Origin of the sequence: Frigidibacter sp. MR17.24 (assembly GCF_037095655.1) — a bacterium.
Lineage (GTDB): Bacteria > Pseudomonadota > Alphaproteobacteria > Rhodobacterales > Rhodobacteraceae > Frigidibacter.
The window spans coordinates 1,114,368-1,136,916 of record NZ_JBAWKE010000001.1 but is presented as its reverse complement, the minus strand read 5'-3'; the positions used below and the strand labels follow the sequence as shown (position 1 = coordinate 1,136,916).

The 22,549-nt window shown below is 72.2% G+C and carries 21 protein-coding genes; 9 read left to right on the top strand and 12 right to left on the bottom strand.

What is annotated here, in order from left to right; genetic code table 11:
- Positions 1 to 860: 860 nt before the first annotated feature.
- From V8J39_RS05355 to V8J39_RS05345, 3 genes are all read left to right on the top strand, one after another.
- Complete coding sequence (locus V8J39_RS05355; RefSeq protein ID WP_336460208.1) at positions 861 to 3,716, top strand: ATP-binding protein; 2,856 nt, start codon at positions 861 to 863, stop codon at positions 3,714 to 3,716.
- Positions 3,717 to 3,810: 94 nt separating this feature from the next.
- The gene (locus V8J39_RS05350) at positions 3,811 to 4,824 is read left to right on the top strand and encodes a FliM/FliN family flagellar motor switch protein (protein WP_336459809.1); all 1,014 of its coding nucleotides are present in this window, start codon (positions 3,811 to 3,813) and stop codon (positions 4,822 to 4,824) included.
- Positions 4,825 to 4,990: 166 nt separating this feature from the next.
- A complete protein-coding gene (locus tag V8J39_RS05345; RefSeq protein WP_336459808.1) occupies positions 4,991 to 7,108 on the top strand; it encodes an enoyl-CoA hydratase-related protein in 2,118 nt (705 codons plus the stop codon).
- A 51-nt stretch (positions 7,109 to 7,159) separates the two neighbouring features.
- Here the strand turns inward: V8J39_RS05345 and V8J39_RS05340 are convergent, their stop codons facing one another.
- Complete coding sequence (locus V8J39_RS05340) at positions 7,160 to 7,375, bottom strand: hypothetical protein (protein WP_336459807.1); 216 nt, start codon at positions 7,373 to 7,375, stop codon at positions 7,160 to 7,162.
- A 159-nt stretch (positions 7,376 to 7,534) separates the two neighbouring features.
- On the opposite strand from V8J39_RS05340, the gene V8J39_RS05335 reads away from it, so the two are divergent.
- Positions 7,535 to 7,795, top strand: a complete 261-nt coding sequence (locus V8J39_RS05335; protein ID WP_336459806.1) for a DUF2312 domain-containing protein — start codon at positions 7,535 to 7,537, stop codon at positions 7,793 to 7,795.
- A 755-nt stretch (positions 7,796 to 8,550) separates the two neighbouring features.
- On the opposite strand, the gene V8J39_RS05330 is transcribed toward V8J39_RS05335, so the two are convergent.
- From V8J39_RS05330 to V8J39_RS05300, 7 genes are all read right to left on the bottom strand, one after another.
- Positions 8,551 to 9,444 carry a hypothetical protein gene (locus tag V8J39_RS05330; RefSeq protein WP_336459805.1) on the bottom strand — a complete coding sequence of 298 codons (894 nt, stop codon included), beginning with the start codon at positions 9,442 to 9,444 and terminating at the stop codon, positions 8,551 to 8,553.
- A gap of 232 nt (positions 9,445 to 9,676) precedes the next feature.
- Positions 9,677 to 10,243, bottom strand: a complete 567-nt coding sequence (gene infC / locus V8J39_RS05325; protein ID WP_336459804.1) for a translation initiation factor IF-3 — start codon at positions 10,241 to 10,243, stop codon at positions 9,677 to 9,679.
- Between the two features lie 232 nt (positions 10,244 to 10,475).
- Entirely contained in the window at positions 10,476 to 11,312 is an 837-nt protein-coding gene (locus V8J39_RS05320) for a ferredoxin--NADP reductase (protein ID WP_336459803.1), read from the bottom strand.
- A 126-nt stretch (positions 11,313 to 11,438) separates the two neighbouring features.
- Positions 11,439 to 11,810 carry a DUF934 domain-containing protein gene (locus V8J39_RS05315; protein WP_336459802.1) on the bottom strand — a complete coding sequence of 124 codons (372 nt, stop codon included), beginning with the start codon at positions 11,808 to 11,810 and terminating at the stop codon, positions 11,439 to 11,441.
- Positions 11,807 to 12,616, bottom strand: a complete 810-nt coding sequence (locus V8J39_RS05310; RefSeq protein ID WP_336459801.1) for a phosphoadenylyl-sulfate reductase — start codon at positions 12,614 to 12,616, stop codon at positions 11,807 to 11,809. The genes V8J39_RS05315 and V8J39_RS05310 overlap by 4 nt, the downstream gene beginning before the upstream one ends.
- Complete coding sequence (locus tag V8J39_RS05305) at positions 12,606 to 14,273, bottom strand: nitrite/sulfite reductase (protein ID WP_336459800.1); 1,668 nt, start codon at positions 14,271 to 14,273, stop codon at positions 12,606 to 12,608. The genes V8J39_RS05310 and V8J39_RS05305 overlap by 11 nt, the downstream gene beginning before the upstream one ends.
- The gene (locus V8J39_RS05300; protein WP_336459799.1) at positions 14,266 to 14,571 is read right to left on the bottom strand and encodes a DUF2849 domain-containing protein; all 306 of its coding nucleotides are present in this window, start codon (positions 14,569 to 14,571) and stop codon (positions 14,266 to 14,268) included. The genes V8J39_RS05305 and V8J39_RS05300 overlap by 8 nt, the downstream gene beginning before the upstream one ends.
- 159 nt (positions 14,572 to 14,730) lie before the next feature.
- Between V8J39_RS05300 and V8J39_RS05295 the strand changes: the two genes are divergently transcribed.
- The 4 genes from V8J39_RS05295 (at position 14,731) to V8J39_RS05280 (ending at position 17,616) form a co-directional block, all read left to right on the top strand.
- Positions 14,731 to 15,210 carry an Lrp/AsnC family transcriptional regulator gene (locus V8J39_RS05295; protein ID WP_336459798.1) on the top strand — a complete coding sequence of 160 codons (480 nt, stop codon included), beginning with the start codon at positions 14,731 to 14,733 and terminating at the stop codon, positions 15,208 to 15,210.
- Positions 15,211 to 15,385: 175 nt separating this feature from the next.
- Positions 15,386 to 15,658, top strand: a complete 273-nt coding sequence (locus V8J39_RS05290; protein ID WP_336459797.1) for a glucose-6-phosphate isomerase — start codon at positions 15,386 to 15,388, stop codon at positions 15,656 to 15,658.
- Between the two features lie 108 nt (positions 15,659 to 15,766).
- Positions 15,767 to 16,651: a glycosyltransferase gene (locus V8J39_RS05285; protein WP_336459796.1), complete on the top strand. Its 885-nt coding sequence runs from the start codon at positions 15,767 to 15,769 to the stop codon at positions 16,649 to 16,651.
- Positions 16,652 to 16,695: 44 nt separating this feature from the next.
- On the top strand, positions 16,696 to 17,616 hold the full coding sequence (locus V8J39_RS05280; RefSeq protein ID WP_336459795.1) for a glycosyltransferase family 2 protein: 921 nt from the start codon (positions 16,696 to 16,698) through the stop codon (positions 17,614 to 17,616).
- On the opposite strand, the gene V8J39_RS05275 is transcribed toward V8J39_RS05280, so the two are convergent.
- From V8J39_RS05275 to nhaA, 4 genes are all read right to left on the bottom strand, one after another.
- Positions 17,613 to 18,845 (bottom strand): cytochrome P450, encoded by a 1,233-nt coding sequence (locus tag V8J39_RS05275; RefSeq protein ID WP_336459794.1) that lies wholly within the window; start codon positions 18,843 to 18,845, stop codon positions 17,613 to 17,615. The two genes, V8J39_RS05280 and V8J39_RS05275, sit on opposite strands and share 4 nt — an antisense overlap.
- A 26-nt stretch (positions 18,846 to 18,871) precedes the next feature.
- Entirely contained in the window at positions 18,872 to 19,618 is a 747-nt protein-coding gene (tpiA, locus tag V8J39_RS05270; RefSeq protein WP_336459793.1) for a triose-phosphate isomerase, read from the bottom strand.
- A 132-nt stretch (positions 19,619 to 19,750) separates the two neighbouring features.
- Positions 19,751 to 20,110 (bottom strand): HesB/IscA family protein, encoded by a 360-nt coding sequence (locus tag V8J39_RS05265; RefSeq protein WP_336459792.1) that lies wholly within the window; start codon positions 20,108 to 20,110, stop codon positions 19,751 to 19,753.
- A 275-nt stretch (positions 20,111 to 20,385) separates the two neighbouring features.
- The gene (gene nhaA, locus V8J39_RS05260; RefSeq protein ID WP_442902549.1) at positions 20,386 to 21,597 is read right to left on the bottom strand and encodes a Na+/H+ antiporter NhaA; all 1,212 of its coding nucleotides are present in this window, start codon (positions 21,595 to 21,597) and stop codon (positions 20,386 to 20,388) included.
- Positions 21,598 to 21,877: 280 nt separating this feature from the next.
- On the opposite strand from nhaA, the gene V8J39_RS05255 reads away from it, so the two are divergent.
- Positions 21,878 to 22,480: a VOC family protein gene (locus V8J39_RS05255; protein ID WP_336459790.1), complete on the top strand. Its 603-nt coding sequence runs from the start codon at positions 21,878 to 21,880 to the stop codon at positions 22,478 to 22,480.
- Positions 22,481 to 22,549: the final 69 nt, after the last annotated feature.

Here is a 22,549-nt window from a genome sequence, read left to right as displayed (position 1 = left end):
GACAGCGACGATGCCTCCGGGTTGCCGCCGCCGTCCCCGCCATCCGGCCCCGCGGGGCCACCGTCGCGACCACCACCGCAACCACCGCCGCCGCCACCGCCGCGCGTCGGCACCGCGCCCGATTTCGCCGGGCCACCGTCCGGGCCGGCGGGGACCGCAGGCTCGGCCAGCGGCTCTGCCGCCGCCCTTCGGGACCCGGGCCCCTCGGCTGCGGCGGCCCATGGGGCGCCGGCCGGACGCGTCGCCGTCCCGGCGGCGATCCCCGGACCGGGCAGGTCGCCCGGGCGCTGGGCGCAGGCCGCGCGTCCGGCACGGCCCGGCGTCGCCGGGGGCGACGGGGGGGCCGAGGCCACGGCCGGTGCGGGCGGCCGGTGGTGTGCCGGATGGACAGGGGTGAAGACGGCGGCCCTCCGGCGCGCGGGGCACGGATCGTCGGCAGGGCGCCGGTCCGTGGCGCCCCGGCAGGCGGGTGGCTGCGGTCCGGCGCGGATCGCCGCGCCCCGGGCGCACCCCAAAGTGGCCGCACGCGCCGCAGGACCCGCGCCGCTTTGGCCGGGGCGATCCGGGACAGGCTCCGGCGCTGCAGGGGATGACAGGACCGGCGCCGATCGCCGGCCGGGCCGCGGGGCGGCCGTCTTGGCCACCCCGCGGTCCGGCAGGTGGGCCCGGGACGCGTCGCTGTCGGCGCGGGGGCCGGGCGGTCGCCGGGTGACCCCGCGGTCGGGCCCCCGGTCGGCCCCGTGGTCGGCACGGTGGTCGGCCCTCCGGTCGGCCCTGGGGCCGGGCGCGCCGGGCAGGCGGGGCGGCGATGGCGCGGGACCGTGCCGGGCCGGCGGGCGGACGGGGGCGGCGGGCTGATGGTGCCGTTCAACCAGCTGGTCGGGGTCTGCCTGCTTTACGTCCTGTTGCTGTTCCTGGTCGCGTTCTGGGCCGAGGGCGAGGTGCGCCGCGGCCGCGGCCGCTGGCTGCGCTCGCCGCTGGTCTACACGCTGTCGCTGTCGATCTACTGCACCGCCTGGACCTTCTACGGCGCCGTCGGATACGCCGCGCGCTCGGGGCTCGAATTCGTGACGATCTACCTCGGGCCGTCGCTGGTGGTCGCGGGGTGGTGGCTCCTGCTGCGCAAGCTGGTGCGGATCGGGCGGGTGCAGCGGGTGACCTCGATCGCCGACCTGATCTCGTCGCGTTTCGGCAAGTCGAACCTGCTGGGCGTCATCGTCACCCTGATCTGCGTCGTCACCGCCACCCCCTACATCGCGCTGCAGCTGCAGTCGGTTGTGCTGGCCTTCGACGTCTTCGCCGCCCCCGCGGTGGCGGGCAGCGGCGGCGCGGTCATGGGCATGCGCCTGCCCTCGGACAGCGCCACGACCTCGCTCTGGGTCGCGGGCGGGCTCGCGGTCTTCGCGATCCTCTTCGGCACCCGCAACCTCGATGCCAACGAGCGTCACAACGGCATCGTCACCGCCGTCGCGCTCGAGGCTGTGGTCAAGCTCGTCGCGCTCGTGGGCGTCGGGATCTTCACCGTCTGGGCCGTCGCCGACGGCCCGGGCGAGATCCTCGCCCGGCTCGAGACCGCCGACCCCGCCGCCTGGGTGCCGGCCCCGGGGCGCTGGGCGGGGCTGGTCATGCTGTCGGCCACCGCGGTGCTGACGCTGCCGCGGATGTTCCAGGTCATGGTGGTCGAGACCGGGGACGAGCGCCACCTGGCCACGGCGAGCTGGGCCTTCCCGCTCTACCTGTGCCTGATGAGCCTTTTCGTCGTGCCGATCGCGCTGATGGGGCTTGCGACCCTGCCGGCGGGGGCGAACCCGGACCTGTTCGTGCTGACGCTGCCGCTGGCGCAGGGGCAGGGCGGGCTGGCGATGCTGGCGTTTCTTGGCGGCTTCTCCTCGGCCACATCGATGGTCATCGTCGAGGCGATCGCGCTGGCGACGATGGTGTCGAACCACGTCGTGATCCCGTTGTGGCTGCGGCTGCGGCTGCATCCCTGGACCGGCGGGCGCGGCCGGGGGGCGCGGCCGCGCGGCGACCTGCGCGGGCTCGTGCTGATGGCGCGGCGGCTGTCGATCGCGGGGATCCTCGGGCTGGGCTACAGCTACCACGCGCTGTCGGGCGGGACCTCGGCGCTGGCGGCGATCGGGCTGATCAGCTTCGTCGGCGTGGCCCAGATCCTGCCGGCGCTGCTTGGCGCGCTCTACTGGCGCGGGGCCACGCGGGTCGGGGCGGCGGCCGGGCTGACCGCCGGCTTCGCGCTCTGGCTCTACACGCTGTTCCTGCCCTCGTTCGGGCCGGGCAGCCTGCTGCCGGCCACGCTGGTCGCCGCCGGCCCCTTCGGCATCGACTGGCTGCGGCCGCAGGCGCTGTTCGGGGTCACCGGGCTCGACCCGGTGCTGCATGCGCTGGTCTGGTCGCTGGCGGGCAACACCGCGCTCTTCTGCCTCGGCTCGCTGCTGAGCTTCCCCGCGCCGATGGAGCGGCTGCAGGGCGTGGCCTTCGTCAACGTCTTCGACCAGCCGCAGCCGCAGGGCGGCTGGTCGCGCACCGGCGCCGCCGCCGAGGACCTGCTGGCGATGGCGCAGGGCGTGTTGGGAAGCGCGCCGGCGCAGGACTTCTTCCAGGCCCAGGCCGAGGCGCAGGGCAAGGCGGGCTTCCTGCCCGATCCCACCCCCGATTTCATCGCCGCGCTCGAGACGCGGCTCGCGGGGTCGGTCGGCGCGGCCACGGCCCATGCGATGATCGGCCAGCTGGCCGAGGGCGCGGCGGTGACGGTGCGCGACCTGATGGCGGTCGCCTCCGAGGCGCAGCAGATCCTCGAATACTCGGCCGAGCTGGAACGCAAGTCGGCCGAGCTTGCGCGCACCGCCCGCGCCCTGACCGAGGCCAACGAGAAGCTCACCCAGCTGTCGGTGCAGAAGGACGCCTTCCTCAGCCAGGTCAGCCACGAGCTGCGCACGCCGATGACCTCGATCCGCGCCTTCGCCGAGATCCTGAAGGACGAGCTGGCGGGTGCGGCGGGGCCGTCGCACGCGGCGGGGATCATCCACGACGAATCGGCGCGGCTGACCCGGCTGCTGGACGACCTTCTGGATCTCTCGGTGCTTGAGCAGGGCGGCGTGCGGCTGCAGATCGCGCCGGCCAACCTGCACGACCTGATCGAGCGCAGCTTCCGGGCCGCCGCCGCGACCCGCCCCGACCGTGCCTTCCGCGTGGTCCGCGACCCGTCGGGCGAACATCAGGCGGTGATCACCGACGGCGACCGGCTGGTGCAGGTCTTCGTCAACCTGATCGGCAATGCCCGCAAGTACTGCGACGCGCCCGAGCCCGAGATCGCCATCGCCGCCCGGCGCCGCGGCGAGCGGCTGGAGATCGACGTGATCGACAACGGATCGGGCATTCCCGCGGACCGCCAGTCGATCATCTTCGAGAAATTCGCCCGTCTCTCGCCCGATCACCGCGCCGGCAGCGCCGGGCTCGGCCTCGCGATCTGCCGCGAGATCATGGACAGCCTCGGCGGCAGCATCGTCTATCTGCCGGGACAGGGCGGCACCGCCTTCCGCGTCAGCCTGCCGGTCCGCTGGCGCCCGCCACAGGGACAGGTTCAGGGCCAAGTCCAGGGCCAGCCGCAGGGCCATCCGCAGGTCCATCGCCCGGGCCAGCCGTCTGCGCCGCCGACGCCGCGCCGCCGCAAAACTGATCCCGCTCCGGGCCGGGGATAACGCCCCCGTAACCTTAGATATGGGACCCAAGGGGACGGTCGGGGCAGGAACAATGCGGGAATCACGAATGGACGGGGCAACAGCGGGATCGGTCATGCGCCGCAAGCTGGACGCCGGGCGCCGCCCGGAGGAAGCCTTCGTCATGACCACCGAGAAGGCGATGGGCCAGTCGATGACCCGTGCCGCGCAGGAACTGCTGTCGCTGCCGCTGCGGGTGATGCGCCAGCAGGAACATCGCGTGACGCTCGCCGACCTGCCCGAATTCCTCGAGGATCGGGCGCTGATGGCGCTGCTGAACGGGCCGGGCGAGGGGACGGGGCTGATGGTGGTGCCGCCGCCGATGCTTTCGGCGCTGATCGAGATGCGCACGATCGGCCGTCTGGCGGCGCAGATGCCGGCGGCGCGGCGGCCGACGCGCACCGATGCCACCATGGCCGCCGATTTCATCGACGCCTTCCTCGTCGCGCTCGAGGAATCGCTGGCCGGCACGCTCGAGCTGATCTGGGCCGGGGGCTTCCGCTACGGCTCGTATCTCGACGATCCGCGCCCGCTGCCGCTGATGCTGGAAGACGCGGCCTATCGCGCCTTCCGGTTCGAGCTTGAGTTCGGCCCCACCGGGCAGGCGCGGGCGGGCACCTGCCTGCTCGTGCTGCCGGCCGAGGGGCGGGGGCGGCACCTCGCGGTCGAGCGGCTGGCGGCCGAGCCGCGCGCCGCCGCCCCGGCCGAGGACCTGCAGGACTGGGCGCGACGGCTCGAGGCCGCGGTGCTCGAGGCGCCGGGGCTGCTGAACGGGGTGCTGGCCCGGGTGTCGCTGCCGCTCGGCCGGGTGCTGTCGCTCGCGCCCGGCCAGACGATCGAGCTTCCGGCCGGCGCGCTCGACGCCGCGCGGGTCGAGGGGCCGGGCGGCCGGCTGGTCGCCCGGGCGCGGCTTGGTCGCCAGCAGGGCCAGCGCGCGCTGCGGCTGGATCTTGCGACGAGCGGCGGCGGCGGGCCGATGGTGACCGCGATCGATGCCGCGTCCGACACGCTGATGCCGCTCTCGACCGGGGCAGGCGGGTGGGAGCCGCCGGACGAGGCGGGCGAGCCGGGCTGGCCCGGCCTGACCTGACGCGACCCGCGGCCGGGGCAGGGCGCGGGGGCGATCCGATAAAATTTTCCAATCCTGTTACGCAACCGCAACGGGTGGCGGCAAAACGAATCACCCCGGCGCAGAAATGTTGAGCCTCGGCCGCGCTGCGGTAGCATGTCTGAAAAAAGGGACGGAGAGGCATGGCATGACAGGCGACTACCTGGCCGCGATCCGCGACGGAATGGCAGAGATGATCCTGCCCGACGGCGCGAAGGCCCCGGACTTCACCCTCGATTTCGATTTTCCGCTGGACGGCGACCCCGTCACGAGCGGTGCGCCGCAACACCCCGCGCGAAGGCTCGGACCCGATTTCGGACCCGATTTCGGGCCGATGCCCGACATGGAGCCCGAGGCGGAGCCCGATCCGGTGCCCGCGCCGGTCCCCGAACCCGTGCTGCTCGCCGCGCCCGACCTGTCATGCCCCGCCGGCATCGACGGTTTCGCGGCCCTCTGCCGCGCGACGCTCGACGATGCCGCGACCGGGGCGCTGGTGATCGACCTCGGCGCGCCGCTGCCGGCGACGGCGCTTCCGCCCGATCTGCTGGCCGCCGCGGCGGATGTCGCGGCGACCGAGGCCGCGCTTTCGGCGCTGGTCGCGGTGCTGACCGGGGCGGGCAAACCGGTCGTCGCCCGCCTCGCCGGCACGGTCGCGGGCCCCGCGGCCACCGTCGCGCTGGCGGCCGAGCTGCGCGTCGCCGGGCCCAGCCTGCGCTTCGGCTTCCCTGAACACGCGCTGGGCCTCTTGCCGATGGGCGGGGCGCTGCGGCTGGCGGCGGCGCGCTGCGGCGCGGGCCCGACGCTGGAGGCCGTGCTCTCGGGGCAGCTCATCGGGCACCAAGCCGCGCAACAGGCCGGCTTCATCGAGATCGCCACCAGCTTCGAGCCCGCCTCGGCCGAGATCGCGGCCCGGCGGCTGATGGAAGAGGGCGGGGCTGCGATGTTGCAGGACCGCTGCGCGGCCCTCGCCGACCCCGAGACCTTCCTTGCGCAGGCTGCCGCCGCCCGGCAGGGGCCGCTCGCGCCCTTGGCCGAGGCGGCGATCGACGGCGTCGAGGCGGCGCTGCTGCTGCCGGCCCCGGCCGCGGACGAGATCGGGGCCGAGGCGCTCGCGGGGTTCGCGCGCATGCCGCAGGCGGCGGCCCTGCTGCGCCACGCCCGCAACCGCGCCCGCGACGCGCTCGCCGGGCCGGTGCCGGCGACGGTGGCGCTGGTCGGGGCCACGCCGGCCACGGCCGAGATCGCGGCGCGACTGCTGGCGGCCGATGTCGCGGTGACGCTCTGCGATCCCGATCTTGACCGGCTGCGCCTCGCGCTCGAGGCGGTGGCCGGCCTGCAGGACCGCGCCGTCGACGCGGGGACGATGACCGCGGCGGCCCGCGATCTCGCCTGGTCGCAGATCGGCGCCACGCTGGACCCCGCGACGCTGGCCGATATCGAGATCGCGCTGTCGGCCACCCCCGAGGCCGAGGCCGAGATCGGCCGGCTGCTGCCCGAGGGCCCGGTGCGCGCGGTGCTCGCCGCCGTGCCGGGCACGATCGCGGCGCTGTGCCCGAGCCTTGGCGCCGAGGGCGGCAGCCTGGTCGAGATCCTGCCTGGCCTGGGGCCGGAGGCGACGCTGCCGCGGCTGGCCGGGCTGGCCGAGGCGCTGGGGGCTGCCGCGGTGGTCCTGCCCGAGGGGCGGGCAGCGGCCTCGGTCCGGCTGCGGGTGGCGCTGTGGCGCGCCGCGGCCGATTGCCTGGCGCTTGGCGCGGCGCCGGCGGCGCTTGACGACGCGCTCGCGCGGGCGGGGATCGGCTGCGCGCCGGTGGCCGCGGCGCGGGCGCTGGGGCCCCGGGCGCTCGCGGCCCGGATCGCGGCGATGGGGCCCGCCCGCGGCCGCTTCCCCGAGCCGGGCTTCGCGCCGCTGTTCCGTGCGGGGGCGGCGGCAGAGGGCGCCGAGGCGCCGGCCGATGCCGCCCAGGCCGCCGAGGCCTGTCTTGCGGCGCTGGCGAACGAGGGGGCTCGGATGCTGGCCGACGGCTGTGTCGGCGATGCCGCGACCCTCGATCTCGTGGCCTGCGCGGCGCTGCGGATCACCCCGGAGATCGGCGGGCCCATGCTCTGGGCCGAGCGGCTCGGCGGCCGCAGCCGGCTTCTCGCGGCGCGCAACCTGCTGCGCGACCGCGCGGGCCTTCTGGCGCTTGGCCTTGGCGAGACCGCCGCCGCCTTCTGGGAACCGGCCCCGGCATGGGAGGCGGGGATCCGCGCGGGGAAGGGGTTCTAGCGCCGCCCCCGCGTGGGGGGGCGGAATCGCGGAAACGGGGTCGCGCGGGGCTCAGCCCAGCGCGATCCCCATCACCACCATCATCAGGCCCAGCACCGAGACCGCGAGCGCGCCGAGGTTGATCGCCACCGCGCGTTGCAGCCGCGCGCGCAGCGCCGCATCATCAAGCCCGGCACGCCGGTCGCGCGCGACCTGCGCCGCGGCCCACACGATCCCCGCCAGCCCCAGTGCCGAGACGACCGCCCCGGTCCAGATCATCCAGTCCATCGCCCGTCCCCCGGGAAGCCCTGCCGCGGGCCCATGCCCCGCCTCTGCGGTCCGCTTTGGCGGAAACCGACCGGCGGTGCAAGCGGCGGGCTTGCCTGCCGTGGCCGGCGCGACTACCAACGCGCCGGCAACGACCAGAACCAAGGAATGGAGAGGCAGATGAGCAGCCCGGTCACCGACAGCGCCTATAACGTCACGGCCGACGAACTGCGGCAGTTCATCGAGCAGTACGAGCATCTCGAGGCCGAGAAGAAGGACATCGCCGAGCAGCAGAAGGACGTGATGTCCGAAGCCAAGGCACGCGGCTACGACACGAAGGTGATGAAGAAGATCATCGCCCTGCGCAAACGTGACAAGAACGACATCGACGAGGAAGAGGCGATCCTCGAGCTGTACAAGACCGCGCTCGGCATGGTCTGAGGACCCTCCGCGGCCCGGCCCCGGCCCGGCCGCTCTCCGGTCGCCGCACGGCGACCGGCCCCGGCGTCGCGCGGCCCACCGGCCACGGCACCGCCCTGCCGCCAGCCGAGGCGCTACCTGGCTGTCGTCCGATGCACCGCTTTGCCCCCGATGTCTGCACTGCTCGGCCGCCTTGCGAGGCACTGCTTAGCCGCCAGCCGGGGCGCTACCTGGCTGCCGGCCGATGCACAGCTTTGCCGCCGACCACTGCACTGCTCGGCCTCCGGCCGTGGCGCCGATTGGCCGCCGGCCGTGGCACCACTAGGATGCCGGCCGATGCACAGCTTTGCCGCCGACCACTGCATTGCTCGGCTCCCGGCCGTGGCACCGCTTGGCCGCCAGCCTGGGCGCGACCTGGCTGCCAGCCGATGCACCACTTTGCCGCCGACCACTGCACCGCTCGGCACCCGGTCGTGGCGCCGATTGGCCGCCGGCCGATGCCGTACTTAGCTGCCGGACGATTCTACCCTCGGCGGCTGACCGCTGTACCGATCGGCCGACCGCCGATGTCGCGCTTGGCGGCCGGCCCAAAGACCGTCCCGCGGCCGGGCCGGAGGCCTGAGTTTCTGCCGGCGCCCGCCTTGGGGGCGGTGCTGGGTACATCCCTTGCCAAGCAGGCGCACTGGGGCACTGCGCCAAGGGTGCGCGTCGCGGGCGGCTGGTCGCCCGGTCGCGTCGTGGAGTGATCCCGGGCGGGCAGCCGGGCAGGTGGGCGGTCAGGCCCCGGCCCAACCGCCGGCCGTCGCCGAATAGGCGGCAACCGCCAGCCAGAGCCCCGTTGCGACCCCCGCCACGGCCCGCATGAGCCCCGGCAGCGGTGCCGCCCCCGTCGGGGCGGAGGAGGCCTGCGTCGCGCCGGGCATCGGCACCGCCTGCGCGCGCACCACGCTTTCGGCCGAGGACATCACCACCCCCGGCAGGTCCGGGGCCACGGACCCCGGCTGGATCGCGACCGGACGCTCCGGCAGCGCGGTCGTCGTGCCGCCGGCGCGGGTGTCGGGCAGCCCCGCGGGCAGCCCGTCCTCGGTCACCGCCGCGAGCCGGCGCGCGGCAAAGAGCGCATCCGGATCGGCCCCCGAGGGCCGGCTGTCGGCCAGGCGATCGGCCTGCGTGGCCGACTGCCGCGCCGCCTCGGCCCGCAGGGCGGCGCTTTCGGCGGCGCGGGCCGCGGCCTGGTCCGCGGCCTGGTCGCCCGCCGCCTCGCCGGAGGGCGCCCCGGCGGCCGGCAGCGCGACCGGCTGGCTGCCCTGCGACAGCAGCACGATCATCTGCCGCCCGCGCGAGGCAAGCTCGGCGGCTGCGACCGGGCGCAGGGCGGCCAGGTAGGCTTCGGTCCGGTCGCGCAGCTGCGACAGCTCGACCGAATTCTCGTCGGCCGGGCCCAGCCGGGTCAGCGCGGCGAGCAGCGCGACGCTTTCCTGCCGCAGCCCCGAATCATCGGCGACGGCGGCGGTCTGGGTCGCCGGCGCGACCGGCCGCGCGGTTTCCGCCGCGGCCACCTCGCGTTGCAGCAAGGCGATTTGGGCGACGGCCGATGCGGACTGGATGGTGCCGGCAGAGCCGGAGCCGGACGTGCCCGTCATCGACGGGCGGATGGCGACGATCGTCATGGCCTCCTCCTTCGATGGCCTTTGCAGGGCGCGGGGCCTTTGGTCCCGCAACATTCCACCAGATTCGCGTCACAGAAGATAAGGCCGGGTTAATTTGGCCGGGTCAGGCCGGGGATGCCCGAATTCATCATTAAAAGACCCCGCCCAGATGTCTGGACGGGGTCGAATTCGGTCTGGATCGCACGATCTGTCAGCTTGGGCCGAACGGCGCGTGGCGAAAAGAGCGGTCCGATCAGCGCGGGGCGATCATCATCACCATCTGCCGGCCTTCCAGCTTCGGCATCGATTCGATCTTGCCCTGCTCGTTCACGTCGGCGGCGACGCGGTTCAGCAGTTCCATCCCCAGCTCCTGGTGGGCCATCTCGCGGCCACGGAAGCGCAGGGTGATCTTCACCTTGTCGCCCTCTTCGAGGAACTTGAAGACCGAGCGCATCTTGACGTCGTAATCATGGGTATCGGTCCCGGGACGGAACTTGATCTCCTTGATCTCGATGGTCTTCTGCTTCTTGCGGGCCTCGGCCTCGCGCTTCTGCTGCTCGTACTTGAACTTGCCGAAGTCCATGATCTTGCAGACCGGCGGCACCGCGTTCGGCGAGATCTCGACCAGGTCCAGCCCGGCCTCTTCGGCCATCGCCATGGCACGCGCCGGGGGCACCACGCCGACATTCTCCCCGTCCGCACCGATCAGGCGGATCTCGGGGGCCCGGATCCGGTCGTTGACGCGGGGTCCGGTGTCGCGCTGCGGCGGGGCGTTATGCGGTCTGCGAGCTATGGCTGAAATCCTTCTATGGCCAAGCATCCAAATGTGGTGGCGCGCAAAATAGGCATCTCGCCCGCCGCCTTCAACCCGAGTCGTCACGGATATGTCAGGAAAACGCCCGCAAAGCCCGAGCGTTCCCCCGATCTGCCCGTTTCCTGTCTGGTGCGGGTCCGATACCGGTCCGCTGCGGGCGCCACAGCCGGCCACACGGCCTGCCAGACACCCTGTCAGCGGTCCTGTCAGCGGTCCTGCCGGACGCCGCGGCGGGGCGTCAGACGCCCTCGCCGACGAAGGCCTTCTCGACCACGTATTCGCGCGGCTCGGAATTCGCGCCCTCGCGCAGGCCGAAGCTTTCCAGCACCGCCATCACGTCCTTGTTGAAGGCGAGGCTGCCGCAGACCATGGCGCGGTCGGCCTCTGCCGTCATCGGCGCGATGCCGAGGTCGGTGAAGACCTTGCCCGACGACAGGTTGTCGGTGATCCGGCCCTGGCGCGCGAAATCCTCGCGCGTCGTGGTCGGGTAGTACAGCAGCTTGCCCGCCACCATCTCGCCGATCAGCTCGTCGTTCGCCAGATCCTCGACCAGCTTGCGGCCGTATTCCAGCTCGGCCACGGTGCGGCAGGTGTGCATCATCACCACCTGATCGTACTTCTCGTAGGTCTCGGGGTCGCGCATCAGCGAGGCGAAGGGCGCAAGCCCCGTCCCGGTGGCGAGGAACCAGCACCGCTTGCCGGGCAGGAGCGCGTCATGCACCAGCGTGCCCACGGGTTTCGGGCGCAGGATGATCTCGTCGCCGGGCTTGATGTGCTGCAGCTTCGAGGTCAGCGGGCCGTCCGGCACCTTGATCGAATAGAACTCCAGCTCCTCGTCCCAGTTCGGCGAGGCGATGGAATAGGCGCGCAGCAGCGGCTTGCCGTTGTCGCCCATCAGCCCGATCATCACGAACTCGCCCGAGCGGAAGCGCAGGCTCTGCGGCCGGGTCACGCGGAACGAGAACAGGCTGTCGGTCCAGTGGGTGACCGTGGTCACGGTCTGGGCGTCGGGCAGGTGCTTCGGGGCGGGAACGGCTTGCACGGCTTCGGTCACGGGAGAGCTCTGATCGTTCATGGGGACGGGGGCCTTTCTAGACGAAACGGTCCAGCCGGCAAAGCCGGTTGTGGGGTTGGTGCGAAAATGGCCCCGCCGGGCGGGGACCGGCCCGCGCCGGGACGCGCGGGCGGCATGGTGTCGGCGTCAGCCGCGCAGGCGGGCGCGGTAGTCGTTCGATTTCCAGTCGGCACGGGCCAGCCACTGGTCCTCGGGCTGGCGGGCGGCCAGCTCGTCCGAGATCTCGACCTCGTCGAAGCCGACCCGGCGCGCCATCGCGTACTGGTCCGCCAGCACGTGGCCGCGCGCCCGCAGCCGCCCGAGATAGCCGATCGAGCGCACGCGCCGCGCGATGGTGAAGCCGCGCCCGTCGGCAAAGCTGGGGAAGTCGATGCGCACCAGCTTCTGGCCGCCGATCCTGCCCTCGAGCGTGCTCAGGCAGGCGTCGGGCGCAAGGTCGAGCACCTCGCCCTGCCAGTCGTCCGGGTGGAACCCATCGTCTCGTACAATGACACTCATTCCTCGTTCTCCCCATGGCCATCGGTGACGGCGGGCGAGAGCGACTCGACCGCGACCGGGCCGCGAACCGCGCGGCCCCCGATGAAATGTATGCCGCATTCGGTCTTTTGCGAACCGCGCCAGCGGCCCGCGCGCGGGTCTTCGCCGGGCTTGACCGGCGTGGTGCAGGGCGCGCAGCCGATCGAGGGGTAGCCCCTGGCCACCAGCGGGTGCCGGGGCAGGCGGTTCTCGACCATGTATTCCTCAAGATCCTCGCGGCCCCAGTGGGTCAGCGGGTTGATCTTGATGCGGCCGGTGCCGTCCTCTTCCTCGAAGAACTCGATGCCGGCGCGGGTCTGGCCCTGATAGCGCTTGCGCCCGGTGATCCAAGCGTCGAAGTCCTTCAGCGCGGTCTCCAGCGGCACCGTCTTGCGCAGGGCGCAGCAGGCATCGGTGTTGAACTGGTGCAGCGTCCCGTCGGGATCGTCCAGCGCCAGCGCCGCATCGGTCGCGCGGATCCGCCGGATGTTGGTCAGCCCCAGCTTGTCGGCCAGCATCGACTGGTACTCCAGCGTCTCGGGAAACAGCATCTGCGTGTCGATGAACACGACCGGCAGATTGGCGTCCATGACCGAGATCAAGTGCAGCAGCACGACGCTTTCGGCGCCGAAGGACGACACCAGCGCGATGCGGCCGAGGTCGGCATCCTTCAGCGCGTGTTCCAGCACCGAGACCGCGCCGTGGTGGCGGTAGCGGTCGTTGAGGCGCGTCACCCGTTCCCCGATCGGATCGAGGACGGGCTTGCGCAAGGCGGCTTCAAGCGGCATCGCGGGCCTCGTCGGGATAGAGGGCAGCCTTGAACGGCGCCGGGCCCAGCCGGCGATAGGCCTGCAGGAAGGTCTCGCCGTCGTCCGCGCGCTTGTCGAGATAGGCGCGCAGCAGCCGGTCGATGGCGGGCACCACCTGGTCGTAGGCAAAGCCCGGGCCCGCGCGCTCGCCGATCGCGGCCGTCTCGGTCGCGTCGCCGCCCAGCGTGATCTGGTAGTTCTCGACCCCGGCGCGATCCAGCCCGAGGATGCCGATATGGCCGACGTGGTGATGGCCGCAGGCGTTGATGCAGCCCGAGATCTTGATCTGCAGCTTGCCGATCTCGTGCTCCAGGCCCGCGTCGCGGAAATGCACGGCCAGTTCCTGCGCGACCGGGATCGACCGGGCGGTCGCCAGCGCGCAGTAGTCCATGCCGGGGCAGGCGATGATGTCGGAGGCAAGCCCGATGTTCGCGGTGGCCAGCCCCTCGGTCTTCAGCGCCGCGTGCAGCGCCGGCAGGTCCGACTTGTGGACATGCGGCAGCACCACATTCTGCTCGTGACTGATGCGCAGCTCGGCATGGGCGTATTTCTCTGCCAGATCCGCCATCAGCCGCATCTGCTCCGCGGTCGCGTCGCCCGGCGTCGCGCCATGGGCCTTGAGGCTGATCGTCACGATCGCATAGCCCGGCGCCTGGTGGGCGGCGAGGTTGGTGTCGGCCCAGGCGCGGAACACCGGGTCGGCGGCATAGGCCGCGTCGAAGGGCTCGGTGCCGGCATTGCGGAACGCCGGCGGCGCGAAGTCGGCCTCGATGTCGGCCAGCGCGTCCAGCACGGCGGGCGAGAACAGCGCCCGCGTCTCGGCGAAGCGCTCCTCGACGGCCGCGCGGAAGGTGTCGAGCCCGTTCTCGAAGACGGTGATCTTGATGCGCGCCTTGTACTTGTTGTCGCGCCGGCCCATCACGTTGTAGGTCGAGACCACGGCTTCCAGGTAGGGCAGCAGCTCGGCCTTCGACACGAAGTCGCGGATCGTCTGGCCGATCATCGGCGTGCGGCCGAGACCGCCGCCCACCAGCACCTCATAGCCGACCTCGCCCCGGGCGTTGGTCTTCGCCAGCAGGCCGATGTCATGGGCGCGCACGACCGCGCGGTCATGGGCCGAGCCCGAGACGGCGATCTTGAACTTGCGCGGCAGGAACTGGAATTCCGGGTGGTCGGTCGACCACTGGCGCAGCAGTTCCGCCACCGGGCGCGGGTCCTCGATCTCGTCGGCGGCGGCGCCGGCGAAATGGTCCGCGGTCACGTTGCGGATCGTGTTGCCGCTGGTCTGGATCGCATGGATGCCGACCTCGCCGAGGCTGTCGAGGATGTCGGGCACGTCGCGCAGCTTCGGCCAGTTCAGCTGGATGTTCTGGCGGGTGGTGAAATGGCCGTAGCCCTTGTCCCACTTCGCCGCCACGTCCGCGAAGCGGCGCATCTGGTCGGGGTTGAGCGTGCCATAGGGGATGGCGATGCGCAGCATGTAGGCGTGCAGCTGCAGATACAGCCCGTTCATCAGCCGCAGCGGCTTGAATTCGTCCTCGGTCAGGCTGCCGTCGATGCGGCGCTCGACCTGGGCGCGGAACTGGGCGTTGCGCTCGGCCAGGAAGGCGCGGTCGAACTCGGTGTAGTTATACATGCGCCGTCTCCTGCTTGCCGTGGGCGTAGTTGGAAGGGCCGCGGGTGCGGAACGCCTCGCGGAAATGCACCGGCTCGGGGCCGTCGGGGCCGGCCTTGGCATCGGCGAGATAGGCGCCGACGACCCGGCCGGGCTGGCCTTGCGCCTTCAGCAGGCGCAGCTGGGCATGGGCCTCGTCCTCGATCAGCTCGGCCTCGCGATGCTCGCGGGTCCAGCGGTCGTCGGCGGTCTGGTAGATGACATCGCCTTCCAGAAGGTCGTTCGCGGTGACGACTTTCGGCACGTATTTGCGGCTCATCTTCCTCTCCCATGCTGCTGCGCTGCGGCGTGGCTTGCTGCGTGGTCTCTATATAGAAAAAACTCCCCCCTCGGCACCATACGGCCTTGCCAAAAAGGACAGGTGTTCGATTATGCGCGCCGCATGGGCCGGATGTTCCGGCAACGGGGAAAGACGCGAATGACTGTCCGCATCGACGAGATGGACCGGAAAATCCTTGCCGAGCTGCAGGAGGACGCGGGCCAGTCGCTCGACGAAATCGCCCGCAAGGTGGGCAGTTCCAAGACCCCGGTCTGGAACCGGATCCGCAAGCTGCGCGAGGCGGGCGTGATCGGGCGCCAGACCATGATCCTCGACGCCGAGGCGCTGGGGCTCGAGGCCTGCTTCTTCGTGCTGATCCGCACCTCCGAGCATGAGGCCGAATGGCAGCGCAAGTTCCTCGCCGCCCTGCGCGCGCGCCCCGAGGTGCTCGAGGCGCACCGGCTTGCGGGCGACATCGACTACATCCTGAAAGTGCGGGTGCGCAACGCCCGCGCCTACGACAAGTTCTACCAGGCGCTGATCTCCGAGGTGCGGATCCACAACGTCACGGCGCTCCTGTCGATGGAGGAGATCAAGTCGACCACGCTGCTGCCGCTGCAGGCGGCCGAGACCGGCTGACCCGGCGCGAAGGGGCGGGGCCGCCACGGGCCCGCGCCTGCCGCTGCGGCATCGGCGGGAGCCTGCGCGAAAACGCAGTGGTTATCCGATAGCAACGGTTTGAGATCGACTTTCCCCGCCGGCCGCCCTAGCTCATTGCCCACAAAGACTGCAGTTCCAGGAAGGAATGAAGGGCATGACCAAGACCATGATGCTGCTGCTCGCCGTCGGGGGCTTCTCGCTCTCGGCCTGCGCCAGCTACACCCCGAACCAGAACGCCGCGATCGGCGGCCTCGGCGGCGCCGCCGCCGGCCTCGCCGCCGCTGACCTCGCCGATGCGAACGACAGCGTGAAGGTCGCCGCCGCCCTCGCCGGCGCCGCCGGCGGTGCCGCCATCGGCTCGAACACCGGCGCGCGCCGCTGCACCTACGCGGACGGCACCCCGGCGCCGTGCCCGCCGCGCTACTGACGTGACGACCGCGCCGGCGCCGCCCCAAGGGGCAGGCGCCGGCGCGACCCCGAGGTTGAATCCGCCTCGCGCCGCAGGCATATGCTCGGACCAAGGAGCCGCCCGCGCATGCAGACCGAACTGATCCTGTCCACCTACAACAGCCCGCGCGCGCTGTGGCTGACGCTGCTGTCGGTCACCCGCCAGACGCGGCTGCCGGACTCGATCTGCGTCGCCGACGACGGCTCGGGCCCCGAGACCGCCGAGGTGATCGCCCGCTTCCGCGCCGAACATCCCCAGATCCCGCTGCGCCACCTGTGGCACGAGGATCGCGGCTTCCAGAAGAACGAGATCCTGAACAAGGGCGTCGGCTCGTCGACGGCCGAGTACATGGTGTTCATCGACGGCGACTGCCTGATCCACCCCGGCTTCATCGCCCGCCACCTCGAACTCGCGCGGCCCGACCGGTTCCTGTCGGGCAGCCTGATCCGTCTCGACACGCCCACCACCGAGGCGGTCACCGAGGACGACGTGCTGTCGGGCCGGGTCTTCGACCGCGGCTGGCTCGCGCGGACCGGCACGCTCCGGCGCTTCACCACGCGGCTGAAGGCCGGGGCCTGGCCGAAGTGGCTGTCCTCGGCGCTCGAGGCGCTCTACCCGGTCGGGCGCAACTGGTGCGGCGCCAACGGCTCGGCCTACCGCGCCGCGATCCTGAAGGTGAACGGGCTCGACGAGACGATGAAATACGGCGGCGGCGACAAGGAATTCGGCATCCGGCTGGAAAATTCCGGCGTCCGCGGCCGGCACGTGCGCTTCACCGCGCCGCTTGTCCATCTCGACCATCCCCGCGGCTACAAGGATGCCGAGAAGATCCGCATCCACCGCGGCCAGATCACCCATGCCCGCCGCTCGGGCAAGATCCGGGCCGAGGCCGGCATCGACGGCCACCCGGAGCTTGCGCCGCGCGATCTTGCGCATCCCGGGCTTGCGCATCCCCCGGGCCAGGGTGCATGAGCCGCCAAGCCTTCTCGAGCCATTTGCCAGAGCCCGTTGCCCCCATGCGCGTCTGCGTGATCATTCCCGTCTACCACGACTGGGCCGATGCCCAGATCTGCGCCGACGCCCTTGCCGCCCAGACCCGGCGCCCGGACGAGGTGATCTTCGTCAACAACGCCCCCGCCGACCCGGCGCCCGCGGGCTTCCGGCTGCCGCCGGGGGGGCGGGTGCTGGACGAGGCGCGCCCGGGCTCCTATGCCGCGCGCAACCGCGCGCTCGACGCGGCGGGGATCGGGACGGGGCAGGAAGGTAACGGGCCTGACGCATCGGGCGGGGCCGGGGTGATCTTCTTCACCGACGCCGACTGCACGCCCGCGCCCGGCTGGATCGCGGCGGGGCTTTCGGTGATCGAGGGCGGGCGCGCGCCGCGGGCGATGGGCCCGGTGCGCGTGACCTCCGGCGAGCCGCCGAACCTTGCCGAATGCTACGACCTGCTCACCGCCTTCCGGCAAGAGCGCAACCGCGACCGCGGCTGGTCGGTGACGGCCAACATGGCGACCCGGGCGGACCTCTTCGCCAAGGTCGGTCCCTTCGACGACCGGCTGATGTCGGGCGGCGACCAGGACTGGGGCCGGCGGGCGCAGGCCAAGGGCTTCGACATCGCGCTCGACCCCGCGATGGAGGTCGCCCACCCGGCCCGCGCCAGCCTCTCGGCGCTGGTGCGCAAGCGCCGCCGGGTCGAAGGCGGCAAGCTGTTCCAGAAGGTCGAGAAGCGCGGCCGCGGCCGGCTGATCGCGGGCTTCCTGCTGATGCTGCCGTTCAGGCTGCTGCCGTCGATCTCGTCCTCGCTGCGGCTGATGGGGGCGAAGGCGCCGATGCGGGTGCGGCTGGGCGCGATCTGGGTGCAGTACCTGCTGCGCCTGGCCCGGGTCTACGAATACGGCCGGATCCTGATCTTCGCCAAGACCCCCGAACGGCGCTAGCGCCGCACCACCAGCCGCTCGAGCCCGTGGAAATGGTAGAGATCCGCGAAGCGCGGGCTCTCGGCCAGCCGCAGCCCCGGCAGCCGCGCGAACAGCACCCCCAGCGCCGCCCGCAGTTCAAGCCGCGCCAGCGGCGCGCCCAGGCAGAAATGCGGCCCGATCCCGAACGACAGGTTGGGCTTCGCCGCGCGCCCCGGCAGGAACCGCGCCGGCTCGGCCCAGACCGAGGGGTCGCGGTTCGCCGCCGCCAGCAGGCAGCCGATCCGGTCGCCGCGCGCGAAGACGTGGCCGGCGATCTCGCACGGCTCGTGCACCCAGCGCGTGAACAGGTGCAGCGGCGGATCGAATCGCAGCACCTCCTCGACAAGCGCCTCGACCGCCGCGGGCCCGGTCGCCGCCTGCGCCCGATGGCGCAGGATCGCCGCCACCGCATTGCCGATCGTGTGCACCGTGGCCTCGTGACCGGCGTTCAGCAGCAGGATCGCGGTCGCCACGATCTCGGCCTCGTCCAGCCGCGCGTCCCCGCCGCCATCCTCGCCGCCATTCTCCCGGGCCGCGACCAGCGCGCTCAGCAGGTCGTCGCCCGGCGCGCGCCGGGTCTCGGCAAGGCGGTCGCGCAGGAAGGCCGCGAAGGCGGCGGCCGCGGCGCAGGCCGCGTCCTCGATCGCCGGGCTGCGGCGGGCCTGGTACATGGCCACCATCGCGTTCGACCATTCCAGCAGCCGCGGCGCATGCACCGGGTCGACGCCCAGCAGCCGCGCGATCACGATCACCGGCAGCGGCCGCGCGAAGCCCTCGATCAGGTCGAAGCTGCCGGTGGCGGGCAGCGCGTCGATCAGCCGGTGTGCCAGCGCCTCGATCTCGGGCGCCATGCCGGCGATCCGGCGCGAGGTGAAGGCCCGCAGCACGCGGCCGCGCAGCCGGGCATGGCGCGGGCCGTCCAGCTCCAGCATCGAGTGATCCTCGATGTCGTAGAAGGCGCGCAGCCGCTCGGGGATCGCGGGGCCGAAGCCCGCAGGTGCCGCGCGGCCGAACCGGCGGTCGCGCAGCACCTGTCCCACCACCGCCGCCCGGGCCGAGACGACAAGCCCGTAGTCCTGCCACCGCACCAGCGGCCCGGCCGCGCGCAGCCGGTCGTAGAACGGGTAGGGATCCTGCACGAAGGCAGGATCGGTCGGCGCCTGCGCCAGGCTCGGAAGGTCGGCGGTGGGAAGGGGGCCTGTGGGCATCGGGCTCGGGTCCCGTCGCGCCGCGGTCAGGCCTGCTCCAGCGCCCGGATGATGCCGCCGAAATCCGCGGCCTTGAGCGAGGCGCCGCCCACCAGCGCGCCGTCGACATCGGGCACCGCGAAGATCTCGGCCGCGTTCGCGGGCTTGACCGAGCCGCCGTAGAGCAGCCGGATGCCGTCGCCCTCGGCACCGAAGCGGCGCACCAGCTCGGCGCGCAGGTAGCCGTGCACCTCGCCGATCTGCCCGAGCGTCGGCGTGCGCCCGGTGCCGATCGCCCAGATCGGCTCGTAGGCCACGACCACGCCGGCCGCGGTCGCGCCATCGGGCAGCGAGCCGCGCAGCTGGCGGCCGATCACCGACAGCGTCTCGCCCGCGTCTCGCTCGGCCTCGCTCTCGCCAAGGCACACCACGGCCACAAGCCCGGCGGCAAGCGCGGCCTCGGTCTTGGCGCGCACCATGGCATCGGTCTCGTGGTGGTCGGCGCGGCGCTCGGAATGGCCGACGATCACGTGGCTCGCGCCCGCGTCATGCAGCATCCGCGCCGAGATGTCGCCGGTATGCGCGCCGGTCTCGTTCTCGTGGCAGTCCTGGCCGCCGACCATCACCGGGCTGCCCTTGGCCAGCGTCGCGAGCCGGTCGATCAGCGTGGCAGGGGGGCAGACCAGGATCTCGACGCCCGGCGCACCGAAGTCGACCTTCAGCGCCTCGACCTCGGCCAGCGCCGCCGAGATCCCGTTCATCTTCCAATTGCCGGCCGCAAGCTTGCTGCGCATCCCGTCCTCCGTTCAGGGTCCGGAGCAGACACTAGGGCGCGGCCGCGGGGAAGCAAACCGGAAAGGCGCGGGAAAGCCACAGGAAAGGCGCGCGGAATCCGCTGGTTACCGCTAACGGCGCGGCGCGCGCGCTCAGCCCGCGGGCTGGGTCTTGAACGAGATCGACTCGCCGCAGCCGCAGGCCTCGGCGACGTTGGGATTGTTGAACTTGAACGCCGATTCCAGCAGCGAGGTCTGATAGTCGATCTCGGTGCCGAACAGGAACATCTGCGCCATCGGCGCGATCATCACCCGCGCCGGGCCGTCCTCGATCACCTCGTCCATCGGCTGGGGCGCGGCCACGATCTCCATCGTGTATTCCATGCCCGCGCAGCCGCCCTTCTTGACGCCGACGCGCAGGCCATGCGCGCCGTCCTTGGCCATCAGCCGCGCGATCTGGGCGCGGGCGGCGGGGGTCAGGGTGACCGGGGCTTTGCCGGGAATGCCGAACATGGGGGATCCGTTCTCGTGTGGGGTCGAGGTCTGGCCGGGCGGGATCCATCCCGGATCGCGCACCCTTCGCTTTCGGGAAATATAGGAAAACGCGGCCGGTCCCGCAAGGCGGACACGGAAAAGAGGGGGCGCCGCCCCCTCTTGGCCTGCGGCCAATTCACCCCCGGGATATTTTCGCAAAGTCGAACGCGGTTTCGACTTTGTCCAAATATCCCGGGGGAGCGCCGCAGGCGCGGGGGCAGCGCCCCCGTGCGACGGCTCGGCCGGGCGACGCCTCAGCCGGGCAGGGCGTGGCTGTCGTAGCGCTGCTGGTCGCGGACCTTCACGTCGCCCGGAGGCGCCGTGCGCAGCAGCACGTAGCCCACCACCGCCGACAGGAACGAGCCGAGCAGCACCCCGAGGCGCACCTCGTTCATCAGCGCCGCGTCGCTGAAGCTGAGCGAGCCGATGAACAGCGACATGGTGAAGCCGATGCCGGCAAGGCAGGCCACGCCCCAGACCTGCATCCAGTTCGCGCCGGCCGGGATCCGGGCCAGGCCCATCTTCACCATCAGCCAGGTGACGCCGAAGACGCCGATCTGCTTGCCCAGGAACAGGCCCGCCGCGATTCCCAGCGGCAGCGCCGCGAAGAGGTCCGAGACCGACATGCCCGACAGCACCACGCCCGCGTTGGCGAAGGCGAAGACCGGCACGATCAGGAAGAAGACATAGGGCGAGAGGCCATGCTCCAGCGAATGCAGCGGCGACTTGCCGTGGCGGTCCTTCAGTGGGATGAAGAAGGCCGTCACCACGCCGGCCAGGGTCGCGTGGATCCCCGACATCAGCACGAAGTACCACAGCACGACACCCAGCAGGATCGCCGGCGCGATCCGGTGCGCGCCGCGGCGGTTCAGCGCCCAGAGCCCGGCGATCGGCAGCAGCGCGAGCAGCAGGTAGGTCGTGTTCAGCTCGGCCGTGTAGAACAGCGCGATGATCAGGATCGCGCCCATGTCGTCGAGGATCGCCAGCGTCAGCAGGAAGATCTTCAGCGAGGCCGGCACCCGCTTGCCCAGAAGCGCCATCACCCCCACGGCGAAGGCGATGTCGGTCGCCGCCGGGATCGCCCAGCCGCCGATCGTCTCGGGCGAGCCGAAGTTGAAGGCCACGTAGATCAGCGCCGGCACCACCATGCCGCCGACCGCCGCCATGCCCGGCAGCACGATGTCGGCGGGCTTCTTCAGCTTGCCCTCGAGCATCTCGCGCTTCAGCTCGAGCCCGACGAGGAAGAAGAACACCGCCATCAGCGCGTCGTTGATCCAGTGCAGCAGCGACAGCGAGATGCCGCTCTCGCCGATCGAGAAGCTCGCGTAGAGATGCAGGATGTGATCGTAGGCCGGCTGGAGCGCCGAGTTCGCGACGATGAAGGCGAGGGCCGCCGATATCATCAGGGCGATGCCGCCTGCGGCATCGTGCTTCAGCATATTCGTTACGGCGGTCATCAATGACATCGTCGGATCTGTCCTTTCGAAAGCGTTGAGCATTGCAAGGGGAGATGGGCTCCCATGCAGGGCGTTCAACACTGGGCGGCGCGATTTCAAGGGCCGGGCGGTCGTTTTCGGCCCGACCGGTGCCGATGCGCCGCGCTTGCGGCGCGCCCGGCCGCGCGGGTAGGGTCGCGGGGCCCGGCGGAAGCGGACGCGATGGCGGGCGGGCAGGCGGCGCGGCTGGCGGCAGGGCAGGCGGCACGACCGCCAACAGCGCAGGCGGCGGGGCCATGGAGGGCCGGCGATGTGGACACTCGATCACCTGGCGGTCACCGCGCCCTCGCTCGAAGAGGGCGTGGCGGCGGTCGAGGCGGCGCTGGGGCTGGCGCTGGCGCCCGGCGGGCGCCACCCGCTGATGGCGACGTGGAACCGGCTTCTGGGGCTGGGCGACAGCTATCTCGAGGTGATCGCGCCCGACCCCTCGGTGCCGGGGCCGGGGCGGCCGCGCTGGTTCCGGCTGGACGAACGCCAGGGGGTGCGGCTGACGAACTGGGTCGCGGCCTGCCCGGATCTCGAGGCCGCGCTCGGGGCCGCGCCCGCCGGGCTCGGGCTGCCGGTGGCGCTCGAGCGGGGGGCGCTGCGCTGGCGGATGGCCGTGCCCGACGACGGCCGGCTGCCCTTCGACGATGCCTTCCCGGCGCTGATCCAGTGGCAGGGCGGGCTGCATCCGCGCGATCTGCTGGCCGGGTCCGGCTGCCGGCTGCAGCGGCTGGAGATCGCGCATCCGCAGGCCGAGGCGCTGGCGGCGGCGCTGCGGCTGGCCGATCCGCGGCTGGTCGTGGTGCCCGGGCCGGTCGCGCTGCGGGCCGAGATCGCGACGCCGCATGGCGTGCGGGTGCTGGAATGACCGCCGCGGCGCCGCCGGGCGATGGGCCCGCGCCGCACCCCGCCGCCGCTCCGCCGGACCCCGCCCGGG

Excerpts from the sequence above, each read along its gene's own strand:
- V8J39_RS05315 (WP_336459802.1), bottom strand. The coding sequence starts at position 11,810 with ATGAGTGTCATTGTACGAGACGATGGGTTCCACCCGGACGACTGGCAG.
- V8J39_RS05310 (WP_336459801.1), bottom strand. The coding sequence starts at position 12,616 with ATGCCGCTTGAAGCCGCCTTGCGCAAGCCCGTCCTCGATCCGATCGGG.
- V8J39_RS05300 (WP_336459799.1), bottom strand. The coding sequence starts at position 14,571 with ATGAGCCGCAAATACGTGCCGAAAGTCGTCACCGCGAACGACCTTCTG.
- infC (WP_336459804.1), bottom strand. The coding sequence starts at position 10,243 with ATGCTTGGCCATAGAAGGATTTCAGCCATAGCTCGCAGACCGCATAAC.
- V8J39_RS05285 (WP_336459796.1), top strand. The coding sequence starts at position 15,767 with ATGCAGACCGAACTGATCCTGTCCACCTACAACAGCCCGCGCGCGCTG.
- V8J39_RS05335 (WP_336459806.1), top strand. The coding sequence starts at position 7,535 with ATGAGCAGCCCGGTCACCGACAGCGCCTATAACGTCACGGCCGACGAA.
- V8J39_RS05345 (WP_336459808.1), top strand. The coding sequence starts at position 4,991 with ATGACAGGCGACTACCTGGCCGCGATCCGCGACGGAATGGCAGAGATG.
- V8J39_RS05320 (WP_336459803.1), bottom strand. The coding sequence starts at position 11,312 with ATGAACGATCAGAGCTCTCCCGTGACCGAAGCCGTGCAAGCCGTTCCC.
- V8J39_RS05290 (WP_336459797.1), top strand. The coding sequence starts at position 15,386 with ATGACCAAGACCATGATGCTGCTGCTCGCCGTCGGGGGCTTCTCGCTC.
- V8J39_RS05305 (WP_336459800.1), bottom strand. The coding sequence starts at position 14,273 with ATGTATAACTACACCGAGTTCGACCGCGCCTTCCTGGCCGAGCGCAAC.
- V8J39_RS05350 (WP_336459809.1), top strand. The coding sequence starts at position 3,811 with ATGCGCCGCAAGCTGGACGCCGGGCGCCGCCCGGAGGAAGCCTTCGTC.
- V8J39_RS05295 (WP_336459798.1), top strand. The coding sequence starts at position 14,731 with ATGACTGTCCGCATCGACGAGATGGACCGGAAAATCCTTGCCGAGCTG.
- V8J39_RS05280 (WP_336459795.1), top strand. The coding sequence starts at position 16,696 with ATGCGCGTCTGCGTGATCATTCCCGTCTACCACGACTGGGCCGATGCC.
- V8J39_RS05340 (WP_336459807.1), bottom strand. The coding sequence starts at position 7,375 with ATGGACTGGATGATCTGGACCGGGGCGGTCGTCTCGGCACTGGGGCTG.
- V8J39_RS05330 (WP_336459805.1), bottom strand. The coding sequence starts at position 9,444 with ATGACGATCGTCGCCATCCGCCCGTCGATGACGGGCACGTCCGGCTCC.
- nhaA (WP_442902549.1), bottom strand. The coding sequence starts at position 21,597 with ATGTCATTGATGACCGCCGTAACGAATATGCTGAAGCACGATGCCGCA.
- V8J39_RS05255 (WP_336459790.1), top strand. The coding sequence starts at position 21,878 with ATGTGGACACTCGATCACCTGGCGGTCACCGCGCCCTCGCTCGAAGAG.
- V8J39_RS05275 (WP_336459794.1), bottom strand. The coding sequence starts at position 18,845 with ATGCCCACAGGCCCCCTTCCCACCGCCGACCTTCCGAGCCTGGCGCAG.
- V8J39_RS05265 (WP_336459792.1), bottom strand. The coding sequence starts at position 20,110 with ATGTTCGGCATTCCCGGCAAAGCCCCGGTCACCCTGACCCCCGCCGCC.
- tpiA (WP_336459793.1), bottom strand. The coding sequence starts at position 19,618 with ATGCGCAGCAAGCTTGCGGCCGGCAATTGGAAGATGAACGGGATCTCG.